Genomic DNA, 22,617 nt, shown 5'->3' on the forward strand with positions numbered 1-22,617 from the left:
TCGCGTTGTCGGCGCGGCCCTTGCCGGCAAGGCGGCCGAGGGTCTCGAGAAAGAAGCCGGCATCCGGAGCCGCACGCTCGCCTCTTGGGAACTGCGCTGGAAACAGCAGCGCGACATGCTGGATGCAAAGACGGTGTTCGTCATGGATGAGGCCGGTATGGTCGCGTCGAAGCAGATGGCGGGCTTCGTCGATGCAGCGGTCAGGGCTGGCGCGAAGATCGTCTTGGTCGGTGATCCCGAGCAACTGCAGCCGATCGAGGCGGGTGCTGCGTTCCGCGCCATTGTCGATCGCATCGGCTATGCCGAACTCGAGACGATCTATCGCCAGCGCGAGGACTGGATGCGGCATGCCTCGCTCGATCTGGCGCGCGGCAATATCGATGAGGCGCTTCTTGCCTATCGCCGCCGTGGTCATGTCATCGGTGAAACGTTGAAGGCGCAAGCCGTCGAGAGTCTGGTCGCATCGTGGAACCACGACTACGATCCGAACAAGTCCATGCTGATCTTGGCGCATCTGCGCCGCGACGTGCACATGCTCAATGGACTGGTCCGTGCAAAGCTGGTCGAGCGTGGCATTGTCGGAGAAGGACATGCTTTCCAAACCGCGGATGGCACGCGCCGCTTCGACGCCGGCGACCAGATCGTCTTTCTGAAGAACGAGGGCTCGCTCGGCGTCAAGAACGGCATGATCGCTCATGTCGTCGAGGCCGCGCCGAACCGGATCATCGCCATGGTCGGCGAGGGCGATCTGCGGCGGCTGGTGACGGTCGAGCAGCGGTTCTACAGCAATCTCGATCATGGCTATGCCACCACGATCCATAAGAGCCAAGGTGCTACCGTCGATCGGGTGAAAGTGCTTGCCACGCTCTCACTCGACCGGCACCTGACATATGTCGCCATGACCCGCCATCGCGAGGATGTCCAGCTCTATTTCGGGCAGCGGTCGTTTCACTTGAACGGCGGCTTGACGAAGATCCTCTCGCGGAAGAACGCCAAGGAGACCACGCTCGATTACGAGCGCGGGACGCTCTATCGACAGGCGCTCCGTTTTGCCGAAAACCGCGGCCTGCACATTGTCACGGTCGCGCGAACGCTGCTGCGTGACCGGCTCGACTGGACGCTACGTCAAAAGAACAGGCTCGCCGATCTCACCGACCGTTTGCGTGTGCTCGCCGAGCATCTCGGCTTGCGACAATCCCCGACAACACCATCAGCCAAGGAGTCAAAGCCCATGGTTGCCGGCATGACCCGGTTCGGGAATTCCGTTGCGGACACGGTCGCACGGAAGCTCGACACCGATCCGTCGCTGAAGAAGCAGTGGGAAGAGGTCTCCATCCGCTTCCGTTACGTCTTCTCCGATCCGGAGACGGCATTCCGAGCGATGAACTTCGACGCCGCTCTTACCGACCGGCAGGCTGCTTGCGAGACGCTGCACAGGCTTGCCACCGAGCCGGCGTCGATCGGGCCACTCAATGGCAAGACCGGCATTCTCGCCAGCAAGGCGGATCGCGCGGCACGCCGCGTGGCCGAGGTCAATGTGCTGGCGCTGGCACGCGACCTCGAACGCTATCTCCAGATGCGCGAACACGCGGCAAAGCGGCTGGCGGCGGATGAGCAGGCGCTGCGCCAGCGTATGTCGATCGACATTCCCGCACTCTCGCCGGCCGTCCGCACGGTGCTGGAGCGCGCACGCGACGCGATCGATCGCAACGATCTTCCTGCGGCGCTGGCATACGCGCTGGGCAACCGCGAGATCAAACTCGAAATCGACGACTTCAACAAAGCCGTGGCCGAGCGGTTCGGCGACCGCACGCTGCTCACCAACAAAGCCCGCGAGCCGGCCGGTCCGCTCTTCGAGAAGCTCGCCGACGGTCTCCAGTCAAAGCAGCGCGAAGAGCTAAAGCAAGCCTGGCCGGTGATGCGGACAGGCCAGCAGCTCGCCGCCCATGAACGAATGACGGAAACGTTGAAACAGGCGGAGACGCTTCGCCAGACGAAGAACCAGGGGCTCTCGCTCAAATGAAGAAACCCGTGACGCAGAGCGGCGTGATTCCGTTACTCGGTGCCGCGTTGACGATCATGTCCGGAGTCGTTGTCGCCGGATGGATCGGCGATTACAGGCTGAACTTGACGCCGAGTGAGCCGCTCGGGCTTTGGCGCATCGAGCGGCCTGATCGTCTGATTGAAGTTGGCGATCTCGTCTTCATCTGCCCACCGGTGAATCCCCTGTTCGAGAAAGCCCGACAGCGCGGGTATCTTCGTCACGGTCTCTGCGCCGGTGGCTTTGCGCCACTCATCAAGACGGTCGCAGCACTTCCTGGCCAACGTGTTGAGATCGGCGAAAGCGTCGTCATCGATGGCCATTTGCTTGCCCGATCCGTTGTCTTGAAGACAGACGGCGAGGGCAGGGCAATCACGTCCTATTTGGGTGGGGTCGTGCCGCCCGGAACCCTCTTTCTCCACTCTTCCTTTGCGAGCTCCTATGACTCACGATATTTCGGACCAATCCCCGGTGCGGGCCTGCTCGGTCTTGCCCGCCCGATCTTTACCTACGATCCTTGATCGTATCCCTGGCCGCCGGCAATCCGTATGGCTCGTCATGGCTGCAGTCGCGTGCGGCTGGACAGGCTGGAGCGGCAGCTTGCTGGCGCTTCCGGTGGCAATGCTCTTTCCGGCGCTCTGGGCTATGTCGTCGTCGCGCCTTGTGGCTGCGCTAGTATCGGCAGGCTATTTCCTCGCTGCCTCACGTGGTCTGCCGCAAGGTGTCACGAATTTCTACTCCTCCGAGCTTTGGCCCGGGCTCCTACTTTGGATTGGCGCCTGTCTCTCTTTTGTCGCGGTGCATGCGGTCGCCTGGGCAAACCAGCGTGGATATGGACGGGGAGGAGGACCGCCGGTGCGCTATCTGGTAGCGGCCGTCCTGACAGGACTGCCGCCTTTCGGCATCACCGGCTGGGCGCATCCGTTGACGGCCGCCGGCGTCTTGTTTCCGGGATGGGGGTGGTGGGGCCTCGCCGCGACTGCAGCTGGCCTTCTCATAATGACCACGCGAGTTTGGCCGGCTGCGGCCATCATCCTGGGAGGGTTCTGGCTTTGGTCCGTAGCTACGTGGACGGAGCCGAAACTACTGGATGGATGGAAGGCCGTCGACCTCGAATATGGGCAAAAGCTCGGACGCGACGCATCGCTTGCGCGTCATCGTGAACTGATTGCAACGGCGCGCAAGGCGGCAGGCGAGGGAATCCACGTGGTCGTCCTTCCAGAAAGCGCGCTCGGCTTCTGGACGCCAACGGTCGCGGGCCTCTGGCGAGACGCAATCCGGGATCCCCACATCACCGTCATTGCCGGTGCAGCGGTCGTCAACGCTGTGGGTTATGACAATGTGCTGGTGGCGATTTCGACCGAGGAAGCGAGGGTTCTTTATCAGGAACGCATGCCTGTACCGGTCTCCATGTGGCAGCCATGGCTTGCCTGGACAAGGCAGGGCGGTGGCGCTCGTGTCCACCTTTTCGGAAGTCCTGCCGTCGAGATCGGCGGCGCTCGGATCGCTCCGCTAATTTGCTATGAACAACTCATCCTTTGGCCGGTCCTGCAGTCGATGTTGCAGCGTCCTGACATCATCGTGGCAACCGGCAACGGCTGGTGGACCAAGGGCACATCGATCGTCGCAATCCAGCAAGCGAGCACTAATGCCTGGGCGAAGCTCTTCGATGTGCCCGTCGTCTTTGCTTTCAATACCTGAGAAAGGAAAACTGGATGATAGATGCAGCCCTCATCAAGCAATGCGCCGATCCGGGCTTGAAGCCTGCGATCGTGGAACAGTTCATCGAGCGTGCAGGGTCGCCGGATCCGCTTGCCGTCACGGTCCGATCTGGAAACCGCGTCATTCTTGTGCCGAAACCGACGACCTTCGCCGAGGCCATGGAACTAATCCGCCAGCACATTGGTCGCGACACATTACGGGTCGGGATTACCCAATATCCGGCCGGTCTCGGCATTATAGAGGCGGGTGAACTCAAGCCGGACATCGTCGACGCTTGCGCCAATCTTAAAATGGGCACTCGCTTGTTCGCCAAGGTCTATCGCATCGTCATGAAGTGGTACGGCAACCCCACCAACGAGGAGGTCCAGCCGCAGGTGTTCGATGACGCCATCGTCGCTTGGCAGACGGGATATTTCGAGGGCACGGCCGTGTTTCGGGCGCCAGACCCCGCAGACGTGAAGGTGGCCGTACCAAGGCACGAGGCGCGGGCTGGCGAGACAAATGAAGACATATACGAGCAACGGCAGGAAGATGAGCGCCAGAACACGTCGGGCTCTGCCAACCGGAACGATCCTTACAGGGCAGGGACGCGCGTCGATCTCTCCGCAATTGGCGGCTCGAAATAAGTGCCGTTTCCATAGACGGTCACGAGCAAAACAGCCATCGCTCTACTGCGAACGCCCACGTACGCGGCGGTGTGGTCGTCCTCAGATGCCCGGACAACTACAATCCTGACGCGCTTCTTGAAAGGAATTCCATGGGAGACCGACGACAGTCGCCATTGTCATTGTCTCTCGCGACCTTGCAAAGTGTAGACGACAAGACGGATTTGAACGTGGCCATGGGTGATATACGAGACCGCTACGACTTTGCTCATCTGGTCTTTCTGCTAATTCGCCCCTCAAACCACTCAAACATCTATCCGTTGTATTGCACGACATATCCTCAAGAATGGACGTCTCTTTATCTTCGGAAGAACTATTTCGAGATCGACCCAGTCATCGACCTTAACCAGACCGGCTTTCTCCCCGTCGATTGGTCAGATCTGGATCGAAGGTCTGTGAGAACTCGCGCCTTCTTCAGGGAGGCTAATGCATTTGGGGTCGGTCGGCACGGTATGACGGTTCCGGTCAGAGGTCCACGTGGTGAGCGCAGCCTGTTTTCTGCGACGTCGAACCTGCCGAGGTCTCAATGGCGAAAATTAAGCGATTCAAGCAGCCACGACTTCCAAATTCTTTCCTATTACCTGCACGAGAAAGTGCTCTGCCTATCCGGCTTGCGGAAAAATGGCGGCTATCGAAAACTTTCCAGACGCGAGCAGGAGTGCCTCCAGCTCCTTGCAAGCGGCATGGTTCCGAAGCGCATCGCCTCGACCTTGCGGCTTTCAGAAAGCGTGGTGCGCCTTTATCTGAGATTAGCCAAACGCAAACTCAATGCCGCGACGATCTATCAGGCGATCGCACGGGCGAGTTTTCTTGAGATAATCCAGCCCTGACAACAGCTGCTATGGACACTTTTAGTTCTATGTAATCACGCCCTTCTGTAACCCAAAGTTGCGCGTCAATCTAGCGAGATTGATAGATTGCACCAAGGCGCCTCGTCAATCACCTCTACCTTCTCACGGATAGCCGCAAAGAACGCCTTGCAAAAGGGCGATCAGCAGCACCGCGATGCTCGTCCAGAACATTGGATCAGAGCCGCACTAATCCTTTGGTTAAATGTCGAGGAACGCGCGATGGTGGATCAACAGACCATGGAATCCTGGCGGAATGCTCCGCGGCTCAATTCGTTCGCAACTTTCTTTGAGCGAACTGCCAGCGGGCTTGAAGGTGCACCCGATCTTGGCAGACCAGAACCTGAAATGGATCTTCTATCCTTCGATCTCGATTGCATGACGTTCTGGGATACACATCGGCGTTTGTGGGGGCATTTCGATAGCCATTATTTCGCAAGCATTCCCTATCGGCTGGAGGAGGAATGCCGTCTCGCCGCGGCGATCCTGTTGTTTGGTCTGCAATCATGGGCGCGCAGCGGGCATGCCGCGACCATCTATACCTTAGGGGCAGGCGCCGGCACGCTTGCAAGAGCGCTGGCAAAACTGGGCGACGGGCGACTGAAGACCCTCTGCTGCAGCCCAACGGGCGGCAATCGTGACTGTTTTTTTGCTCAAAGGGGCAGCGAAGACGCTCATTTCCACCATGGGCCATTCTTCGAGCTGGACGATGAACGTTATGGCACCGATGACAATCTTCGACCTTTCCGCAACGGTTACGACGTCCTGTTCGAGGACACGACGTTCCAGATGTACAGTGGTGATAGGGAAAAGCAGCTTGCTTTCGTCACGCCTCGAATCCGGCCCGGCGGCCTGCTGGTGCAAGTCCAAAAGCTCAGCCATCGCAACATCGAAGTTTACCTGGAACGGGAGCGTCAAAAGGATGAGTTGTTCAAGCCCCGATTTTTTTCCAACACCCAAATTGTCGCCAAGAAGCGCGATGTCCTGGATACGATGCTAGATCTCCAGGTCGATCTGGAAGCCTCGGTAACGGCTCTCCGGTCGTATTTCCGTTATTCTGTGATCACTTGGAACAGCGGAAATTTCTATACGATTGTGTCGTCTAATTCTCTAAAATCACTAGGAAACTTTGTGACATCAATGGTGAAGCCGGCCATGCCGGCAGACTTTTGTCATGAAGTTGTGCCACGCGTTCTCGTGAACGAACGGAACGATCCCATTCCGCTAGGATGGACTTGGCGATCCGCGCGGTCCCCTTTTTGACGCATCTTGGGACCAACTCCAATGCAGACGCAACCAGTAAAAATCAGGGCTGGCGGAATAGGAGTGCCGACAAATGGGCGGGGAGCAGTCGAGTGCGGATTGCGGTATTAGCACCGCTGCGCAGGTCAGAGAGACCTTGTCTTATCTTATGCCCGGCCTCGAGCCCTTCTGGGCGCTCCCACTCAAAGACTATGCAAGGGCCGTTTATCATATCGAAAGTGCCCGCGGCGGATGTTCGCATCGCGATGAGGCGATGGCCCGGTTTAAGAAGCTCGTTAAGCGCACGGCGTTGAGGTCAGGCGCCGATCGGGAAAGTGCGGAAAATGCGAGCCGACAAATAGCCGCTTCACCGGTTATCCAAACTGGACCTCATTGCCATTTGCTGATCGAGCCGGATGCTTTCTACACGCATCTGTTCAGCATCCTCGGTCTGAGCGCATATGCGTGCCGGTGGCATGTCTGCTACAGCGCCTCGACCGTGAAATTCGTGGAAAGTGCAAAAAAGGGCCCTGGATGGCTTCGGTTGGACGGAGATTCGGTAAACGTCTTTGGCCTTTCTCGAAGCCAAATGGATCCTTATAGTATCTGCGGCTTCAACGGGCCTTATCGATTTCTTCTGTCGGATCAAAAGGGTGGTGGACCCGCCAATGCCGCGGCGGCCCGGCTCAAGGCTATTCTACCCGACGCGGAGTTTCCTTCGGCCGCCGAGGCGATCAAAGCTGCAAATCAGTTCCTGTGGCAAAGGGCGTTTCCGCCCTCCATTCGGCTGCTGCAATTTGATGACATCGATGTTGCCGATCTCGTCGCGGAACATTTCGAGGACGCGGCGTCGTGGCTTTCAACCCGCCTCACTGGCGATGGCCTGTTTGCGGAACGATTGTTACAGACGTTGGACCAGCTCAATGCCGGGCCGTGGGCGGGATGGATTCGGCAAACCACTGATTTTTTCTGGGGTTTGGCGGAAGGTCGGATATTTCCCCTGCGGCTAAACAATGGCGTTCTTACAAGTCGGTCTTCGCCGGCTTTCAATGTGAGGTTCGATCCCCAGACCCTCGCAGCCTCACTGCGTCAACGCCAATTGGTGCCAAATCTCCTCATTGCGTTTCTGGTCATATCGATCCTGCCGGGTATTCGTGTTCTCGGCGGCTGCCGTCAGGTGGTCTATTATCCGCTCATGCGCTACCTTATTGCCAGTGCGCTCGAACGCTCAGACGATCACCATCTTTTCGATGTGCTGTCCGCCGACGTGCGGCCCGGCGTATGGGGACATCGCGTTTTGCGGCCCGATGAGGGTTATCCCTTTTTGGAATTCGAGCGAAGTGGCAATATGTCGGACTTGGCCGCCCGATATGGATGTTGCTCGTTAAACAAGGCATCCGGTAATCTCGAAAGCTTTAGCGGCGATCCCATTTGGGCAGACTTGTCCGCACATGTCAGAGCTCGAGCAATTCACTCTGCTTCCCCCGAGTTGCGGTGGGCCTAATCCCCGCGGGTCTCGGTGTGCTTACTGACGAGGCAGTTCGGAGACGATAGCCTGCCGACATATGGCAAGCGCGGATTGAGTTCAACGCGTTCGCCGCGACCTAAAAGCGTTTTGTTGGAGGCTGCTATGAGTGCAGATGGAGTATGGATCAGGCAAATTTCCTCTGATGAGATTGACATATTCCGACGCATTCGCCTGGAGGCTCTTCGCACCGAGCCGTCGTCCTTTGCCAGCCGATTTGAGGATTGGGCTGTTTTGTCCGACGACGAGTGGCGCCGACGGCTGAACGATCCCGTGTTCATCGCGTTCAGCGGGGACGAGCCTATCGGCATGATGGGATTATTGCGTCAACGTCCAGCAAAGATGGCCCATCGGGCCACACTTGTCATGGTTTATCTTCGTGAGAGTTTTCGTCGAACAGGTCTTGCCGGAGATCTCCTTGGCGCAGTCGTCGACTTTGCAAAGGAGACGGACATCTTGCAGCTGGAGCTGGCGGTCAGCGCTGAAAACCCACAGGCAATAGGGTTTTATCTTCGGGAAGGTTTCTCCGAAGTCGGGATAATTCCCGGCGGGCTGTTGGACGGCGACAGGGAGATAGGGGAAATCCTCATGGTGCGGCGACTGGTGGGATGAGACCGTGGCGCAGTCCAGACGGGGGACGCTGTCACAACAGAGCCGCTTTGCAACCTCGCTGGGGCGCTAACTAAAGCGGCGCGAACGAACTAGTTCGATAGTTCAAAGCGCCGAAAAGACAAAGCCCGCGCGAAGCGGGCTGAGTTTTGGGTTGGTGATGGTTCAGGCTTTGGCTTAATTGTTCGTCTTGGACTTGCCTGCTCTCGGGCCGGGCTTTGCGCGCGGCGCCTTGGTGGGAGATTTTGCCGTAATAGACTTGGTCGCGCTGGACTGCGCCTTTGCTGCATTCAACACTGCTGCGCGACGGGCGCGGTTATTCTCGAGCGCTTTCTGGAATCCGACATCATGCTCAGCGTGCTGCAGGAGATCATCGAGAAACTCGGCGACTTCCTTCGCGCTATCGACGACGACGTAGCTCAGCCCGTCCCCTGCGCTTATCGCGTCACGGCCAATGCTGACACCAAACCCGCCCGGAACCCGCTGAAACCAGGTCGAACGCCATTTCTTGAAGCCAGCGGTGTCGCGCTCATACTCTTCGAGATAGTCCTTCTGCTGGGCAACTCTCAACCGAAAGGCTTCGAGTGCATTGCGCGTCCCAGCCTTGGGCTTCTCAGCCTTTTTTGCGGACCATTTCTCAATAAAACTTGTCATAAACACATACTCCATCGGTTCGAGATGCTTAGTCGAATAGGCCGGCATCCTCAACGGACATCTTCTAATCCATCGTGCATTGCAATAACAGATCTCGGATTTTGAATTGCATAGTTGATTTTGCAGATTGATTAATCTTTCTGAATGATCGAACCGGTGCTGCTTCTGAAAAATTCAACTGAAGCGGTTGTTCGTGGGCGCTTCCGCCATATCTTCTCGGTTACTGCGAACATCCGTCATCGCGGAGGAGGAGCTGCTTCATGCCAGACAAAGGATTGTTGATTGGTTTTGCCGAACGGTCGAAGCGGCAGTGTCGCGAGCAACTCCGACAAGAGATCGGCACAGCAGTGGATGAGCTTCTCCATGACGGATGCGAACCTGAAGTCATAGCAGAAGCCCTACTGGAACTCGCAGATGACTATATGGACACCGTAATCAATGGCAGCGCTATGCAGGTTCCGCCAAGACGGACGCATTGATGGCTCGGCGACGTGATTTCAGGTTGGCGCAACAAGCGTTTGTAAGCCAGATTATAGACCCAGATTGCCGACAATGTGAGTTCGTCGCGTCGCATCATCATAGCTGTCATGAATGTGATCGAAAGGAACGACCATGCCTGAAGGCACCATCAAATTCTTCAACGATGAAAAGGGCTTCGGCTTCATCGCCCCAGATGATGGCGGAAAGGATGTCTTCGTCCATGTCTCTGAGCTGCGAGGTGGTGGTTCCCTCGCGAAGGACACCAAAGTCTCCTCTGATCTCGGCCAGGATCGCAGAACCAAAAATCCGAAGGCGGAAAACGTCCGTGTCGTCTAGGTCTGCGGCCGTTGCCGAGGCTCAAAATGCGAGCCAGCCGTTGAGCCCATCCATTCGGGCGGCTTAACTAAACCTCCGGTAGATGGCAGAGTGTCTTCTGCCAGATTGGATGCCACCCCCGATCCGGCTCATGCAGTGTCCGACGGCGCTGCGCCCCCAATCAAAGTGTCGTCGGACACTACCTCGTGGCGATGGCTCGTCACGTGGGCTGGTTGATCCAGCCGACGAAGGCCAGCATTGCGTTGCCGCATGTGGCCAACGGCACAAATGTTCCGCCGGCCGGGGTGCTGTTAGCTTGCCAGTTCGCTCCACACGACTTCGCAGGCGTTTCGGACCTCCTGCACTGTGGCCGGTGCGCGCAGATTAAAGAGTGCGCTATGATTCCGTTCCAACCGCGATGTCCTGATTGCATCTTTGATCGCGAAGAACACCGAATTTGCCAATACCAGGGGAGGCTCTCCTACCTCCTTGGCGGAAAAAACGCCCTGGTCGTCTGGAGGGATGTCCACCACGGATGGATCGTTTCGCGGGAAAAGAGATACGTTGAACTCGAGCGGCACCGTGACATGGGCGGGTATTTTATACCGCCAGGTGTTGGTGGTGTTCAGATGCCCTTTTTCATTCGGGCCAGCGTCATCTTGTTGGGTTACGAGATTTTCGGTTAAAAGAAAGCCGATCCCCTGAACGAAAGCGCCCTCCACCTGCCCGACATCCAGCGCGGGATTGAGGCTCCAGCCAACGTCATAGACAAGGTCGGAACGCAGGATCGTTGTCTCGCCCGTGAGGATATCAACCTCGACCACGGAACAGGCGGCAGAATAGGTAAAGCCGACGAATTGGTTTTGCACGTCGGTAACGGTGGAAACTTCGGGGGCTCTTGTAATTCCAGGGATATCATGCTGTTCGCCCGGCTGCTTGAACCGCAGAACTGGCATGTCGAACTCACCATGCTCAATGTTGGCATTGAAGGTTGACGTTAGTGGCAGTCGGTTCACATATGCCAAATTGACGAGGTTCTGCCAGATCAATTTGTTCCCCTGTCCAGTTGCCACCAGAGTATTCCAACCGTCCGGTCCATAGTTCCAGAAATCGACGCCGTTATCCTTACACCAATTGTTCCCATTATCCTTGAGCAGCCGATATCCAAATTCATGCAGCTGCTGCCTAAGTTGCTCGCATGTCCGTTTGACGGCCTCGGCGCTATACGGTGTGCCAGTCGACGCACCGCTGCTGCTCGTATTGGGGGTCGTGTCCGTCTGAGGCGACTCCACATGCACGAGTGTCTGCGGAATATTCAGCACATAGGCCGCAACCTGCCTTATCTGCGTGAGTAGTCCTTGCCCCATGTCGACGCCGCCCTGGTGAACGACAACCGAACCGTCCGCCTGGTTAACGACGACAATAGCTGAAGACTGCTTCAGTTGCTCGAAATTGTATCCGGATCCATATTTGACCGGGATTAGCGCGATGCCGCGTTTGCGCCATTTGTTTTGCGCATTGAAGGCTTGAACTTTCGCAAGCTGGTCATCGAAGTTGGCTTTTTGCTTCAGATACCGCCAGACCTCCATCATATAGCATGCCGTCAGGGTCTGGCCGTAGGGCGTCACGTCGCCACGCTGATAGAAATTCTTTTCGCGCAAATCCTCCGGGCGCATTTTCAAGGCCGCGGCGGCATCGTCGATTAGATTTTCCACGATGTTGGTGGCTTGGATATCGCCAAAAGCGCGCATCGCGGTATTGGGAGAGGTGTTCGTTCTGCACACGTCGATCTGACTGAGGAAGTTGTCGATCATATACGCATTGTCGATGCGGGTTTGGATGCAGTTCGTGACGATAAAGGAACAGTCGTAAAATGCGCCGCCATCGGCCCACATCGTTAATTGCATTCCCTTTATGACACCCTTGTCTTTCGCCAAACCCAATCCGTCGTCCACAGCGATTTCCCCAACACCATAAAGTGCGTGCCGCTTGCCGATCATGGCTGTGTCTTCGTCGCGAGGCATCGCAAGCCGAACCGGCGCATCCACGACCGCTGCGGCTACCGCAGTCGGTCCCGTGGTGAAGCGAGCCTGCTCAGTCTTGCCTCCGAACGCCCCGCCCAGCAACCGGGTCTGGATTTTCACCTTATTGTATTGTTTCCCGAGAGCCGACGAGACTGTCTGGTGCATCTCCATTGGGCTTTGGGTGGAAGAGTTGACGACGATACGGCCTTCATCCGCCGGAACGGCAAGGCAGGCCTGCGTTTCCATATAAAAATGAGCTTGGCCACCGGTTTTCTGATTATTGACGACGTGAAGGCAGCTCGCTCCATCAATGGTTTTCGTGTCGGTCGTGGGGGCGGCATCAAAATCGGACGGAGCAGCCGGGAGCCCCGCCCAGTCCATGCGGCTCCGGAGCCGCCTGATTTGCCAGATATGGCAGAGATAGGGGACCGCCTGGGGTGTGTCGGGGAAGATGCTCCCCTTTTGAATTGCGTCCTCGAGGGTCAGAATGGGGTTTTGCCAGCTTGGGTCCCACGTTCCATCCCAGACGATCGGCGTATAAGCCAGACAGTTGGCCGAGACGAAGTCCGCGATCAGGTTTGCGTCCTGTTCGGTGTCGGCAAGAATCAGCGCGATTGCTTGGCCGGAATACAGAACTTTGTCGACAGCAAACAATGGCTGGTCGCCGCCCATGCCTTGAAAATTGGCTAACTGAACGGGAACATCGAGGGATGTTATCAGGCGTTGGAATGTTGGGTAGGTCGCCGCCAAATGATTGCTCAGTTCACTGACGGTAACCGTTGAATTTGCCCATTGAAAAGTGAACTGTGCCAAAGCGCTCCGGCTTTGCACGAAAGCAGCGTGCAAAGTGCCCTGGGGATATGCCAGTTCATGCGTGTAGTGAGTTCGGCCTGAACATTGTTCCAGGGCCGTCGCTTTGATGTAAGGCTGACCCACCGGGGCTTTGTAGTCCTGCGCGGCGTAATCTTGGTGCCCGTCGCTGACGGGCCAGCTGCCCCACTTGACGGCACCTGCCGATTGTATTGGATCCGGAACCGCTACGCCCATTCTCGTTAGTAAAGCGACGCCCGCCTTGAAGAACATGCCTGTGATCAATTGAGCTTTATATTCGATCGTGAAACCTTCATCGGTGACCATTTGCATTCTACCTTGGGCCAACTGTTGAAGGGCGGAGTTGGCAGCTTCGTACAAAGCGGTACAAGCGGCGGAAAGTCCGCTTAAACTAGCACCCGACCCGGTGAAAGAGTTGAACACGTCACTGGGTGGGCCCCATATAGCGCCACTTACCCCACCGAAGTTGGCATTCACCGAGACGTTATTAGACCCGTCCCAAGTGAAGGCAAAACTTGAATTAACGATCGAGTGGGAATTCACTTCCCGCAGCGCGGTCTTCTGAGCAATCTGAAAGAAATTTTGGCGCTGATTATTCAGTGCGAAGTTTATCCCGGCGATAATAATGTTCCCGGGCTGTATCTTCCCATCCCGCACAGCATCGAACAGAAAGCGGAGATTGTAAGTGCTCCGTTCGATATCCCCACCTGAATAAACATATGCATCAATTGTCGAGTCGCCATCTAAGTAGAGAGCGGTTACCAAATCAGATGGAAAGGGGTCGCCGGTTCCGTTCGCAATGTGATGCAGGTAAAGCATTACATTGCCGCCTATCGTGGCCACATTGCGGACGATCCGACCGGCGGTTCGTTTCAGCATATAACAAATAGGATCTGCAAGGCTCGCATCGGCATTTCCCAGAGCACCATAGATGGCTTCAATAAACTCGATGAGTTGGCTGTATGTCGCTCCGGCAGGTACGCTTAGGGAAGAAGAATCGCCGGAGATGGCGCCGTTCAACGCTGCTACAGCGGATAAATCTATAAAAGCTTCAACTTCGGTGAACTCGCTCTTGTAAATGCCATACGATGTGCCGCCGTGGATGAGCCTAAATTTCTTTCCCTGGTTCTTCAGAGCAAGGACGATGGTCTCGACATCCGCCATGTTCAAAGGTGCGAACCATTCGATCGCAATTCCGTCCATCCAAAGAGGTGGCCCCGCCAGAGGTGTTCCCGGGACCGGAAGGGTTACCGTTGTAGGGACATTGACCGGCGTACTGTCCTGGAGACATTCCATGAGATTAGTTTTGTCATAGGCATCCCAATCGCTTGCCCATGTTTTCATAGCCGTAAGGATGGGCCGGTATCCCGTGCAACGACAGAGATTTCCGTCAAAGATCCCCTCGATCTCCTTTTTCGTAGCCTGCGGCTTGTTGGTGATGAATTCGGACATGTTCATCACGAAGCCGACACTGCAATAGCCGCATTGACTGCCGTTGTTCGTCGCCAGCGAATAGGCGACAGGATTGACGTTCGATCCATCCGGTGAAACGTCAGCGCGCCCTGTGTTCGCGTTTCCAAGGAGGTTGAGAGGCAAGGGAGCATCGAACGGCGGTGCAAAGCGGGAGGCTGTGGGATGATGCGCGGGATAAACAGCAACCTCCGTGGGCAATCCACCTGTTCCCTCTATCGTTGTGATCGCCATTCCATTTAGTGAACACAGCCTGCGCAGGCAGGAATTGATGGCGCGGTGTCTGACATCGCCACCGTTCGGCCAATCGGACAGAATGACCGTGCAGCCGCCACAGCCGCCTTGCCCGCAGGGCTTTTTAGCCCCGGTCAACCGCACCTCAGGCGAGCGCAGGTAGTCGACGAGCAGCACCGAAGGGGATGGATCATCAATCGTGACCAGGCCGCCGTTCAGATAGAATTGCAACGTGGAATTCGAGTCCGGCATTTTCCTACCTCTTGGCTAATTGGGATAATTGAAGGCCATTCGGATCACGACTTTGCATCCTAGGCCGTATGGCGTATGCTCCGTCTGTTGTTCGGCGACCAACGTGCAGGTTGGCGAGCCAATCTGCCCCGCTGCTGAAAAAACGCCTGCGGCCATCAGTTCAGCGGTATGGTGTTTTGATGCTTGTCCTGCTGGTAAAGCGTCGACAGGCAAGCGTATTCTTCTGCTATTGCCGCGGCGCGGTCTTCAAAATGCGAACGAACCGCTTTGTCTGAAACAGCAATCATGTCGCGAACGAACCGGCTCTGCCAAAACGCGTTCTTGCGTCGGTATCTTCCAGGATCGAGACCAAAGACCTCCTTCAGAATCTTGAGGTCATGCGGAATGGCAAAAGCGTCGCGAGAATCTTCGTGGGTGAAGAACGAATAGAAGTTGTCAAATCCCGCCCAGGTGATTGCCGAAAGACACATTGGGCAAGGCTCGTGCGTGGACAGGAAGATCAGATCCTTGGCCAAGGGCCTTCCCACTTCCGGCTGCTCGAAAAACCGTTTGAGAGCATGAACCTCGCCATGCCAGAGCGGATTTTCCGTCTCGTTATTCGTCTCTGCCAGAACGACGGAGAGGTCGCTCTTTTTCAGCAAGGCAGCGCCGAAGATCTTGTTACCCTGCGCCACGCCCTGCCGCGTCATCGGCAGGATGTGGTGTTCCAACGTGGTCAAAAGGGCGTTCAAAAGCTGATTGTCGTTTCCTGTGACATCCATCTCCCGCACTGCCCTCAGGATGCCAGAAGGGCTGGGATATGGGTCCCAAGCAACATGCCGAGCACGCGACTGGCGTCCACGCCGATAGCGACATTCTGGTCGGGAGCCAGGTCCCATTCACCAGGCGGATAGGGCGTTTCCCAATCGCGCTGAATCGTCTGTCCGATCGCGACCCCTTCCGTTGCCACGCGGATTGGACCTGAGCGCACCTGGAATAGCGACGGATCGGCCACATAGACGGCTGCGGTCGCATCGTGAACGTAGTATCCGTCGATTCCGAACTGAGCGTGAAATGAGCGGTATCCTCTGGATGTCTCTACGATGAAGCGCCCTATCTCGCCACCGTGGGCAGCTAGACGATCAAGTTCCGCTGGTCCCATGACAACCTGCCGCGTGACATCGAGGCCGATTGCGGTGACTGGCCAGGCGGCTGTGAACACCTCGTCAGCTGCTAGGGGATCTCCGATCATGTTTGCCTCGGCTACCGGCGTCACGTTGCCATTGTGCCCCGAAAGCGAAAAGGCTCCACCCATGACGACGACGCTCCTGACGAGGGAGGCGATGTCGGGCGCCTCCCGCAGGGCAAGAGCAAGGTTCGTCATCCGTCCGACCGCCAAAAGCGTAACTTCACCCGGATTAGCCCGCACTGTGTCGATGATGAATCTGTGCGCCGCGCGCTGATCCAGGTCCGGGAGGCCGGATTGGTCCAGAAGAATGTCTCCAATCCCATTCTGGCCATGGATATGAGCCGGAGGCAAACTGATCTCGCCTGCAAGCGAGGCGCCGGCGCCGCGCACGACCGGCGCGGAAATGGCGAAGCGCTTCTTCAGATAAAGCGCGTTACGCGTTACGGTGTCGATGTCGGCATTGCCGAAAACGGTGGTAATGCCAACCAACGTCACCCATGGATAGGCATGGAGAAACAGAAGCGCCGCCGCATCATCAACGCCGGGATCCGTGTCGAAGATGACCTTCAGTGGCCTGTTTCGGATAGGGTTTTCCGCGCTCCACATCGTCGTCATGCTTTCGTCAGGAGCGTCGGAAAGAAGTGCTTTTTGCCCGTTTCGGCTTTTTTTGCGTCCCAGCCGGCGAGAATGACTACCGCGCGGCTCGCGACAGCACAGCATCGCTTGATCGAATCAGAAGAATCTTCGCGCTTGCGTGTGATTCGATTCGCGCCAACGGAGCAAATCATCCCGCCGCGAAACCCGAACAATTGCGCCAGCGTAAATATGGTCGCGGCTTCCATCTCGAAATTGGCCACCTTTGCCTTCGACAGGTCATCGATGACATGATCCATCCTCGACTGCCGGAAGCCGCCCGGCATGGGATTGACTTCGCCAGCATAAAAACTGTCGACGCTGGCAGCGAGGCCTACATGGTAGCGTTCGCCCATATCTTCGGCCGCCTGGATAAGCGCCATTAACACTTCATGATCAGCGACCGCCGGATAGGACTTGTCGATATAGGCGTCTACGGTGCCTGAAAGGCGCAGAGCGCCGGTCGAGATTACTAGATCGCCCGGTTCGATCTCTGGCTGAAGAGCTGCGCAGGAACCGACCCGGATAAAAGTGTCGGCACCGCAATTCGAGAGTTCCACAACGGCGATATCCGTCGAAGGGCCGCCGACACCATGGGAGCAGGCCGTGATGTCGACCCCATCGAGCTTGCCACGCGCCGTGCGGTACTCACGAAAATAAGCCACTTCCTCGTAGGAATCCCACGAACTTCCAACGACGGGCACGCGGCCGGGGTCGCCGGGAGTCAGGACATAGCGAGAAACATCGCCTGGCTTGATCTTCAGATGCATCTGCAAGCCGCCGGGATGAATGGGCGTGTGTTGGATCGTCATGGTTTCGTCCTCAGGTGCAGTACTATTTCGCGGGTATGAATTCGATCGAGTATGTCTTCGAGGCGTCGACATCGGTTTTCAGATCGCCAAATTCCCGAAGCGTTTTCTCGGTCTCTCCGATCACTGCGCCGTCGAAGGCGCATGCACCCTTGGCGCGTGAGAAATCGGTGTAGACAAAGCTCTCCTGCAGTTCGATCTGCTTGGTTTGTTGCACTGGATCGAGCTGATTGTTGAGGCCGACGATGGTCTTCACGGCCTCGTCCTTGTGCGCGTAGGCATAGTCATACCCCTTCTGAGTCGCCGCGACGAAGCGCTTGACCAAATCCGGATTGCTGTCGACGGTCTTGCGGGCCGCAAAGATCACCTCGGCATAGGTGCTGATCCCAAAATCTGAGGGCAGCAGTGACGATGTCTTGTGTCCCTGCAGGTCGAGAGCCACCGCTTCGTTGATGACGAAGTCGGTCCTGGCGTCGACGGAGCCGTTGACCAAGAGCTGGTCGCTCGGCGACACTACGAGCTTAACCTTATCGAGTGACACGCCCGCCTTGGCGAGCATCGCTTTGGTCAATGTCCATGGACCGCCTTCCGTATAGGCGAGCGTCTTGCCGATCAGGTCGGCGGGTTTCTTGATGCCGCTTTTCTCCATCGAGACCACGCCGGCCGGATGGCGCTGGAAGCATGCTGCAACCATGACGAGATCCATGCCGTTAGCGTCCCCCAACAGGATCTGCCCGACATCGTTGGTTCCGAACGTATTTGCGCCTGAGGCCACCAGAGCCGTCGAATTCAGGTTGGGGCCACCTGGCATGATATCGACGTCCAGCCCGGCGTCAGCGTAGAAGCCTTTTTCGCGCGCCATCACATAGCCGGCAGACTGCACATTGAGGAGCCATGGCAATCGAAGCGAGACCTTGTCAGCCGCAAAAACCGGCGCCGAAAGAGCAACGATGGCAGTCAGCGTCAGGGCAGCGGAAAGGGCTCTTGCACGTAATTTCATTGCAAAGTCTCCGAACAGGTTGGAAATGGTTCACGCGTCCATGCTGGCTTCGGGCCAGAACAGACCGATTTTTTCGATGATGATCACGAGATAGAACATCAGGATGGTTGCGACGGATGATGCTGCGATCGCCGCAAAGAGCATTGCGGCGTCCTGCTGGTAGCCGGCTGTGACGATGACCGTCCCGATCCCGAAATTGGCGCCGGTAAATTCCGCCACGATGGCACCGATGACAGCCGTGCTGGAACTCACTTTGGCTGCGGCAAAGATATAAGGCAGGGCAGCGTAAAACCGAGCATGACGAAAGGTTTGCGCCTTGGTCGCGCCAATGACCGAAAGAAACTCCAGGCTCTGCCGATCGACAGTGCGTAGTCCCTTTACTGTGTTGACCAGGGTCGGGAAAAAGCAGGCAATCGCCGCGATCGCCACTTTGGGCGACAGACCGAAGCCGAGCCAGATGGTCAGAAGCGGAGCGATGGCAAGGATGGGTATCGCCTTCAAGGTGATCGCCCACGGGAACAATGCCCGTTCGGCCGCTCTCGAATAAAGGAAGAGCACGGCCAGCGAGACGGCGAAAGCCGTGCCGATGATAAAGCCGAGAACTGCGGCCGCCATCGTCCAAGCAAGGTTTTGTGCAAGCATGTCATGCGCTTCCCAGATTTTAACGCCGATGGCGCTTGGGGCGGGAAGCAGATAGCTCGGAACAGAGAAGGTCTTCACCGCGGCTTCCCAGATGATCCCGATCACAACAAACAGGCCGATGGCCGGCGCCAGATCGACGAGGCGGGAAACGAAGCGGGCGATGGTGACCTGTGCGGATGGCACGGCGAGATCATTCCTCATGGATCAATGCCTCCAGTTCCTGAATCTGGCGCACATAATCGGGACTGGCGCGGAGCGCTGGATTGCTCACACGTGGGGTGAGAACGGGAACGATCGATTTTACCCGACCGGGACGCGGCGCCATGACGATGATCTGATCCGAGAGATACAGCGCCTCACTGAGCGAATGAGTGACGAAAACCACAGTCAGGCCGCGTGCGTTCCAGATGCGGATCAATTCGTCATGCATCTCGCGCCGCGTAAAATCGTCGAGCGCCCCAAAGGGCTCGTCCATCAAAAGAATGTCCGGTTCATAGGATAGAGCCCGCGCGATCGAGACGCGCTGTCGCATGCCGCCGGAAAGCTGGGCCGGATAGTGATCGGCAAAGGCGTCCAGATGAACGAGATTGAGAAGATCGAGAACTTTCTCTTTCCGCTCAGCCGGAGAACCGGCACCAAGGATCGCCAGAGGAAGCTCGACATTCTGAAACACCGTCTTCCAGGCGAAAAGGCTGGCGTCCTGGAACACAAAACCGAATTTCTTGCGACGCTGGTATTCCACCGAGGAAAGGCCGTGAACACGCACCTCGCCTTTTGTCGGCGGAAGGAGATTGCTGATAATCCGAAGCAAGGTCGACTTGCCGCAGCCGCTGCGGCCGATGATCGATACGAAGCGGTTCTCGGGGATCGACAAGTTGACGTCGACCAGTGCGTCGACGGCTGCTCGTTTTCCTGGAAAAGACATTGAAACGTCTCTGATCTCAATCGCAGCGTGAGCCGGTGGCGCGTCCGGTACCGCCTGTTCAATTGAGGGAACGACCTCCCTCATCGGTTTGATCAGCATTGCGATCCCCTATGGTCCGATTGCCCTTGAGCGATCAACCGCTCTTTCTCCGGCATCGCTGAATGCGCTTTGTCGGCCTTCTCTTCAGCAATATCGATGATATGACCGCTAATCGGTCTTGCACCAGCAGATTTATTGGCGCTAGCTGCTCGAATAATTCGCTCACTAGGAGGTTGGTATGGCACTTCTGAAAACCTCGCTCATTCATTTCGATGCCGCGATCCGGCATGGCTCGATCCGAAAAGCGGCTGAAAGCTTGAACGTCGCATCGTCAGCCATGAACCGGCAGCTTCTTCAACTCGAACAGGAGATCGGTGCTGAACTGTTCGAACGGCTGCCGCGTGGAATTCGGCCGACGGCTGCGGGCGGTGTTCTTCTGAGCTATATTCGTCGCTGGAGCAGAGAGGCGGTGCTGGTTAAGCAAGAGATTGGCAGCCTTAGTGGTGGCGTGCGCGGAACGATCCGCATCGCTGCAGCCGAAACCTTCACGGAGGACCTATTGCCGAACGCAATGATGCGGCTGCAGGCGACTTTTCCGCATGTGAACTATACCCTGATGTCAGGGGACAACCAACGCATTACAAACGAGCTTCTGGCAAAAGAAGCGGATCTCGTGCTTGCTTATGATGTCAGCGATCATGTCCGTGCTGAAAGAGCGCATTCGGTAACCGATCCGATCGGCATTGTCACAGCTCCAGACCATCCCTTGTCGCGAAAGGACGTTGTAACGCGGGCCGATATCGCCGAGTGGGCGCTCATTGCACCGGGTGACGACTGGCTTCGACATAGCGGTCTGAAGCAGATTTTCGAGGGAGAACAGACTCCTGGCCGCATTGTTGCGCGCGCCGAACGTCCCGGCATTCTTAAAGCTCTCGTTCGTTCCGGCCTGGGTATCGCTTTCCTCTCGTTGCTCGGCGTGGAGAAAGAGGTCTCGGAAGGTAAGCTTGCGTGGATACCGCTTGCGCCTGGCATCATGGAGCCGGCGCGGATTTCGCTCCTCGTACCGCGTGGCAGAGTGCAACCCGTTTACATGATGGAATTTATCGAGATCGTGAAAGGTGAATTGGGTGAGTACACACGTGCCAATCGTCAGAATTTAAGTGCGTTGCAAACATGAGGTCTTCGCAGAGCGACCAGCCAAAAAGAAGAGCAGCCGACCAGCCGTTTATGCCCATTGTGTCACGCTTGTCAGCATCTAGTGCGAAGGAGCGAACGTAGGACGAAAATTGCCAGAGACCTGCTAAACGTGGTCTCAAAGACGCATTCGACTTCTTGAAATGGAGCTTGCTGTCGGCGCCGAGAATTCCGCGGAGTTGTGCTTCTATCTCGAAGTGCCGGGCTGGTCGAACGCCCGATGGCGAAATTTGAACTTGACCTGCCAGATCTCGACGCCACGTCCGGCTAAGTCCGCTACGCCGCCGGGCGGAATAAATATTTCTATAACCTACTTTATCTGTTGAAATACCGTTGCAAACATAGAAGAGTTGTGGGGACTATATGCTAGATACATTCTAGTCTGGATATTTCGGCAAATATATATCTGAATTGCAGATGTTTGAACTAAGCAAGATAAGGTTCGTTTCTATTGTGGAGACGGCGACGGCAAAGCTATATCACGCAACCTGGATAGCGAGCGTTCATCATGGGGAAGTATGCATCGGGAATTCTAATCGCTGTCGCATCTCTACTTCCGCTCGGTGGATCCGCAAGGCTCCCACACTCCCCAGGCGAGATTGCCGGTTGCCGATGTCATTCGGCACGTCGATTGCGAAATGTGGAGCGCGTTCAATCAGAATCCCGGTGATTTGCCCGGTTGGTTCAAGCCCGACAAATGGGCGGTCTCGACATCCCTGACTTTGAAGTCCGATGGCGATGTCGACGCAGGCATCAATACGATCACAAATATCCCCACACGAACCATACATGGAACGTCCGAGTATCCGCCGACCTCGAGCAGACTGGCCACCGGGATACGACCATCGCCTACAGCAGCGAGATGAGGAACCTTACGAAGCTCGAAGGGGAGTGCAACAAGCCGATTGCTGTTACTTCACGGGGAGGTCACCCGCTTACGGGGAATCTCGGAATCGCAAAATGGCGCGACAGGATGATCAAAAACATAGACTCGTACGCAGAGCCGGATTCACTTTCTTATGCAAACGAGTTTAAGGTGACTGTGGATGGGAGTGCTGCACCCACTCTCGCGCTGAAGATTGCGACGGATTCACCGAGCTTTGGTGGCAGCTTGAGCAACGACGACACAATCAGCCTAGCCTTTGCAAAGATAAAGCCATCGCCTCCACCCACCCCGATTATCGTGAAGATTACCTAAGGTACCCACAGCGAAACCGGTCCCAAGACGCTCTCGGTTACGCGGTCCAATCCTGGTGCGGCGCCAGCGGGCGGGCTTAATCCGTATACCCAGCAGC

The 22,617-nt window shown here is 56.7% G+C and carries 20 protein-coding genes; 12 read left to right on the forward strand and 8 right to left on the reverse strand.

Annotated elements, in window-relative coordinates; all coding sequences use genetic code 11:
* The 8 genes from HGP16_RS32750 to HGP16_RS32785 all read left to right on the forward strand — a co-directional run.
* Positions 1-2,023 (forward strand): BID domain-containing protein (locus HGP16_RS32750; RefSeq protein WP_168844102.1); only part of this gene is annotated, 2,023 nt, incomplete at its 5' end.
* An 8-nt stretch (positions 2,024-2,031) separates the two neighbouring features.
* On the forward strand, positions 2,032-2,562 hold the full coding sequence (gene traF, locus HGP16_RS32755; RefSeq protein ID WP_168844129.1) for a conjugative transfer signal peptidase TraF: 531 nt from the start codon (positions 2,032-2,034) through the stop codon (positions 2,560-2,562).
* Positions 2,563-2,566: 4 nt separating this feature from the next.
* Positions 2,567-3,742 (forward strand): conjugal transfer protein TraB, encoded by a 1,176-nt coding sequence (locus tag HGP16_RS32760; protein WP_409526881.1) that lies wholly within the window; start codon positions 2,567-2,569, stop codon positions 3,740-3,742.
* Positions 3,743-3,756: 14 nt separating this feature from the next.
* Positions 3,757-4,389 carry a TraH family protein gene (locus HGP16_RS32765; RefSeq protein ID WP_168844104.1) on the forward strand — a complete coding sequence of 211 codons (633 nt, stop codon included), beginning with the start codon at positions 3,757-3,759 and terminating at the stop codon, positions 4,387-4,389.
* 209 nt (positions 4,390-4,598) lie between these two features.
* Positions 4,599-5,258 carry a LuxR family transcriptional regulator gene (locus HGP16_RS32770; RefSeq protein WP_312867361.1) on the forward strand — a complete coding sequence of 220 codons (660 nt, stop codon included), beginning with the start codon at positions 4,599-4,601 and terminating at the stop codon, positions 5,256-5,258.
* A 240-nt stretch (positions 5,259-5,498) separates the two neighbouring features.
* A complete protein-coding gene (locus HGP16_RS32775) occupies positions 5,499-6,539 on the forward strand; it encodes a class I SAM-dependent methyltransferase (RefSeq protein WP_168844130.1) in 1,041 nt (346 codons plus the stop codon).
* Positions 6,540-6,612: 73 nt separating this feature from the next.
* Positions 6,613-8,022 carry a hypothetical protein gene (locus tag HGP16_RS32780; protein WP_246705650.1) on the forward strand — a complete coding sequence of 470 codons (1,410 nt, stop codon included), beginning with the start codon at positions 6,613-6,615 and terminating at the stop codon, positions 8,020-8,022.
* A 126-nt stretch (positions 8,023-8,148) separates the two neighbouring features.
* Entirely contained in the window at positions 8,149-8,655 is a 507-nt protein-coding gene (locus HGP16_RS32785; RefSeq protein ID WP_168844106.1) for a GNAT family N-acetyltransferase, read from the forward strand.
* A 174-nt stretch (positions 8,656-8,829) separates the two neighbouring features.
* Here the strand turns inward: HGP16_RS32785 and HGP16_RS32790 are convergent, their stop codons facing one another.
* Positions 8,830-9,354 (reverse strand): hypothetical protein, encoded by a 525-nt coding sequence (locus HGP16_RS32790; RefSeq protein ID WP_246705651.1) that lies wholly within the window; start codon positions 9,352-9,354, stop codon positions 8,830-8,832.
* Between the two features lie 212 nt (positions 9,355-9,566).
* Here HGP16_RS32790 and HGP16_RS32795 point away from each other — a divergent pair, with 212 nt between their 5' ends.
* Together HGP16_RS32795 and HGP16_RS32800 are read left to right on the forward strand one after the other, a co-directional pair.
* The gene (locus HGP16_RS32795; protein ID WP_168844107.1) at positions 9,567-9,785 is read left to right on the forward strand and encodes a hypothetical protein; all 219 of its coding nucleotides are present in this window, start codon (positions 9,567-9,569) and stop codon (positions 9,783-9,785) included.
* Positions 9,786-9,918: 133 nt separating this feature from the next.
* The gene (locus HGP16_RS32800; protein WP_168844108.1) at positions 9,919-10,122 is read left to right on the forward strand and encodes a cold-shock protein; all 204 of its coding nucleotides are present in this window, start codon (positions 9,919-9,921) and stop codon (positions 10,120-10,122) included.
* Positions 10,123-10,412: 290 nt separating this feature from the next.
* Here HGP16_RS32800 and HGP16_RS32805 read toward each other — a convergent pair whose 3' ends face one another.
* The 7 genes from HGP16_RS32805 to HGP16_RS32835 all read right to left on the reverse strand — a co-directional run bounded on the left by HGP16_RS32805 (position 10,413) and on the right by HGP16_RS32835 (position 20,089).
* Entirely contained in the window at positions 10,413-14,891 is a 4,479-nt protein-coding gene (locus tag HGP16_RS32805) for a molybdopterin cofactor-binding domain-containing protein (protein WP_168844109.1), read from the reverse strand.
* Between the two features lie 176 nt (positions 14,892-15,067).
* Entirely contained in the window at positions 15,068-15,673 is a 606-nt protein-coding gene (locus HGP16_RS32810) for a nucleoside deaminase (RefSeq protein WP_168844110.1), read from the reverse strand.
* 14 nt (positions 15,674-15,687) lie between these two features.
* Entirely contained in the window at positions 15,688-16,686 is a 999-nt protein-coding gene (locus HGP16_RS32815; RefSeq protein ID WP_168844133.1) for a nucleoside hydrolase, read from the reverse strand.
* Between the two features lie 5 nt (positions 16,687-16,691).
* Positions 16,692-17,483, reverse strand: a complete 792-nt coding sequence (locus HGP16_RS32820; RefSeq protein WP_246703342.1) for a nucleoside phosphorylase — start codon at positions 17,481-17,483, stop codon at positions 16,692-16,694.
* 64 nt (positions 17,484-17,547) lie between these two features.
* Positions 17,548-18,522: an ABC transporter substrate-binding protein gene (locus HGP16_RS32825; RefSeq protein WP_168844111.1), complete on the reverse strand. Its 975-nt coding sequence runs from the start codon at positions 18,520-18,522 to the stop codon at positions 17,548-17,550.
* 30 nt (positions 18,523-18,552) lie between these two features.
* Positions 18,553-19,365 carry an ABC transporter permease gene (locus HGP16_RS32830; protein WP_168844112.1) on the reverse strand — a complete coding sequence of 271 codons (813 nt, stop codon included), beginning with the start codon at positions 19,363-19,365 and terminating at the stop codon, positions 18,553-18,555.
* The gene (locus HGP16_RS32835; RefSeq protein WP_246703343.1) at positions 19,355-20,089 is read right to left on the reverse strand and encodes an ABC transporter ATP-binding protein; all 735 of its coding nucleotides are present in this window, start codon (positions 20,087-20,089) and stop codon (positions 19,355-19,357) included. The genes HGP16_RS32830 and HGP16_RS32835 overlap by 11 nt, the downstream gene beginning before the upstream one ends.
* A gap of 277 nt (positions 20,090-20,366) precedes the next feature.
* Here HGP16_RS32835 and HGP16_RS32840 point away from each other — a divergent pair, with 277 nt between their 5' ends.
* Positions 20,367-21,305, forward strand: coding sequence for a LysR family transcriptional regulator (locus HGP16_RS32840; protein ID WP_168844114.1), 939 nt, complete (start codon positions 20,367-20,369; stop codon positions 21,303-21,305).
* Positions 21,306-22,019: 714 nt separating this feature from the next.
* Complete coding sequence (locus HGP16_RS32845) at positions 22,020-22,520, forward strand: hypothetical protein (RefSeq protein ID WP_168844115.1); 501 nt, start codon at positions 22,020-22,022, stop codon at positions 22,518-22,520.
* Positions 22,521-22,617 lie beyond the last annotated feature (97 nt).

The sequence above is a fragment of the Rhizobium sp. P40RR-XXII genome (genome assembly GCF_012641405.1).
Classification (GTDB): domain Bacteria; phylum Pseudomonadota; class Alphaproteobacteria; order Rhizobiales; family Rhizobiaceae; genus Rhizobium.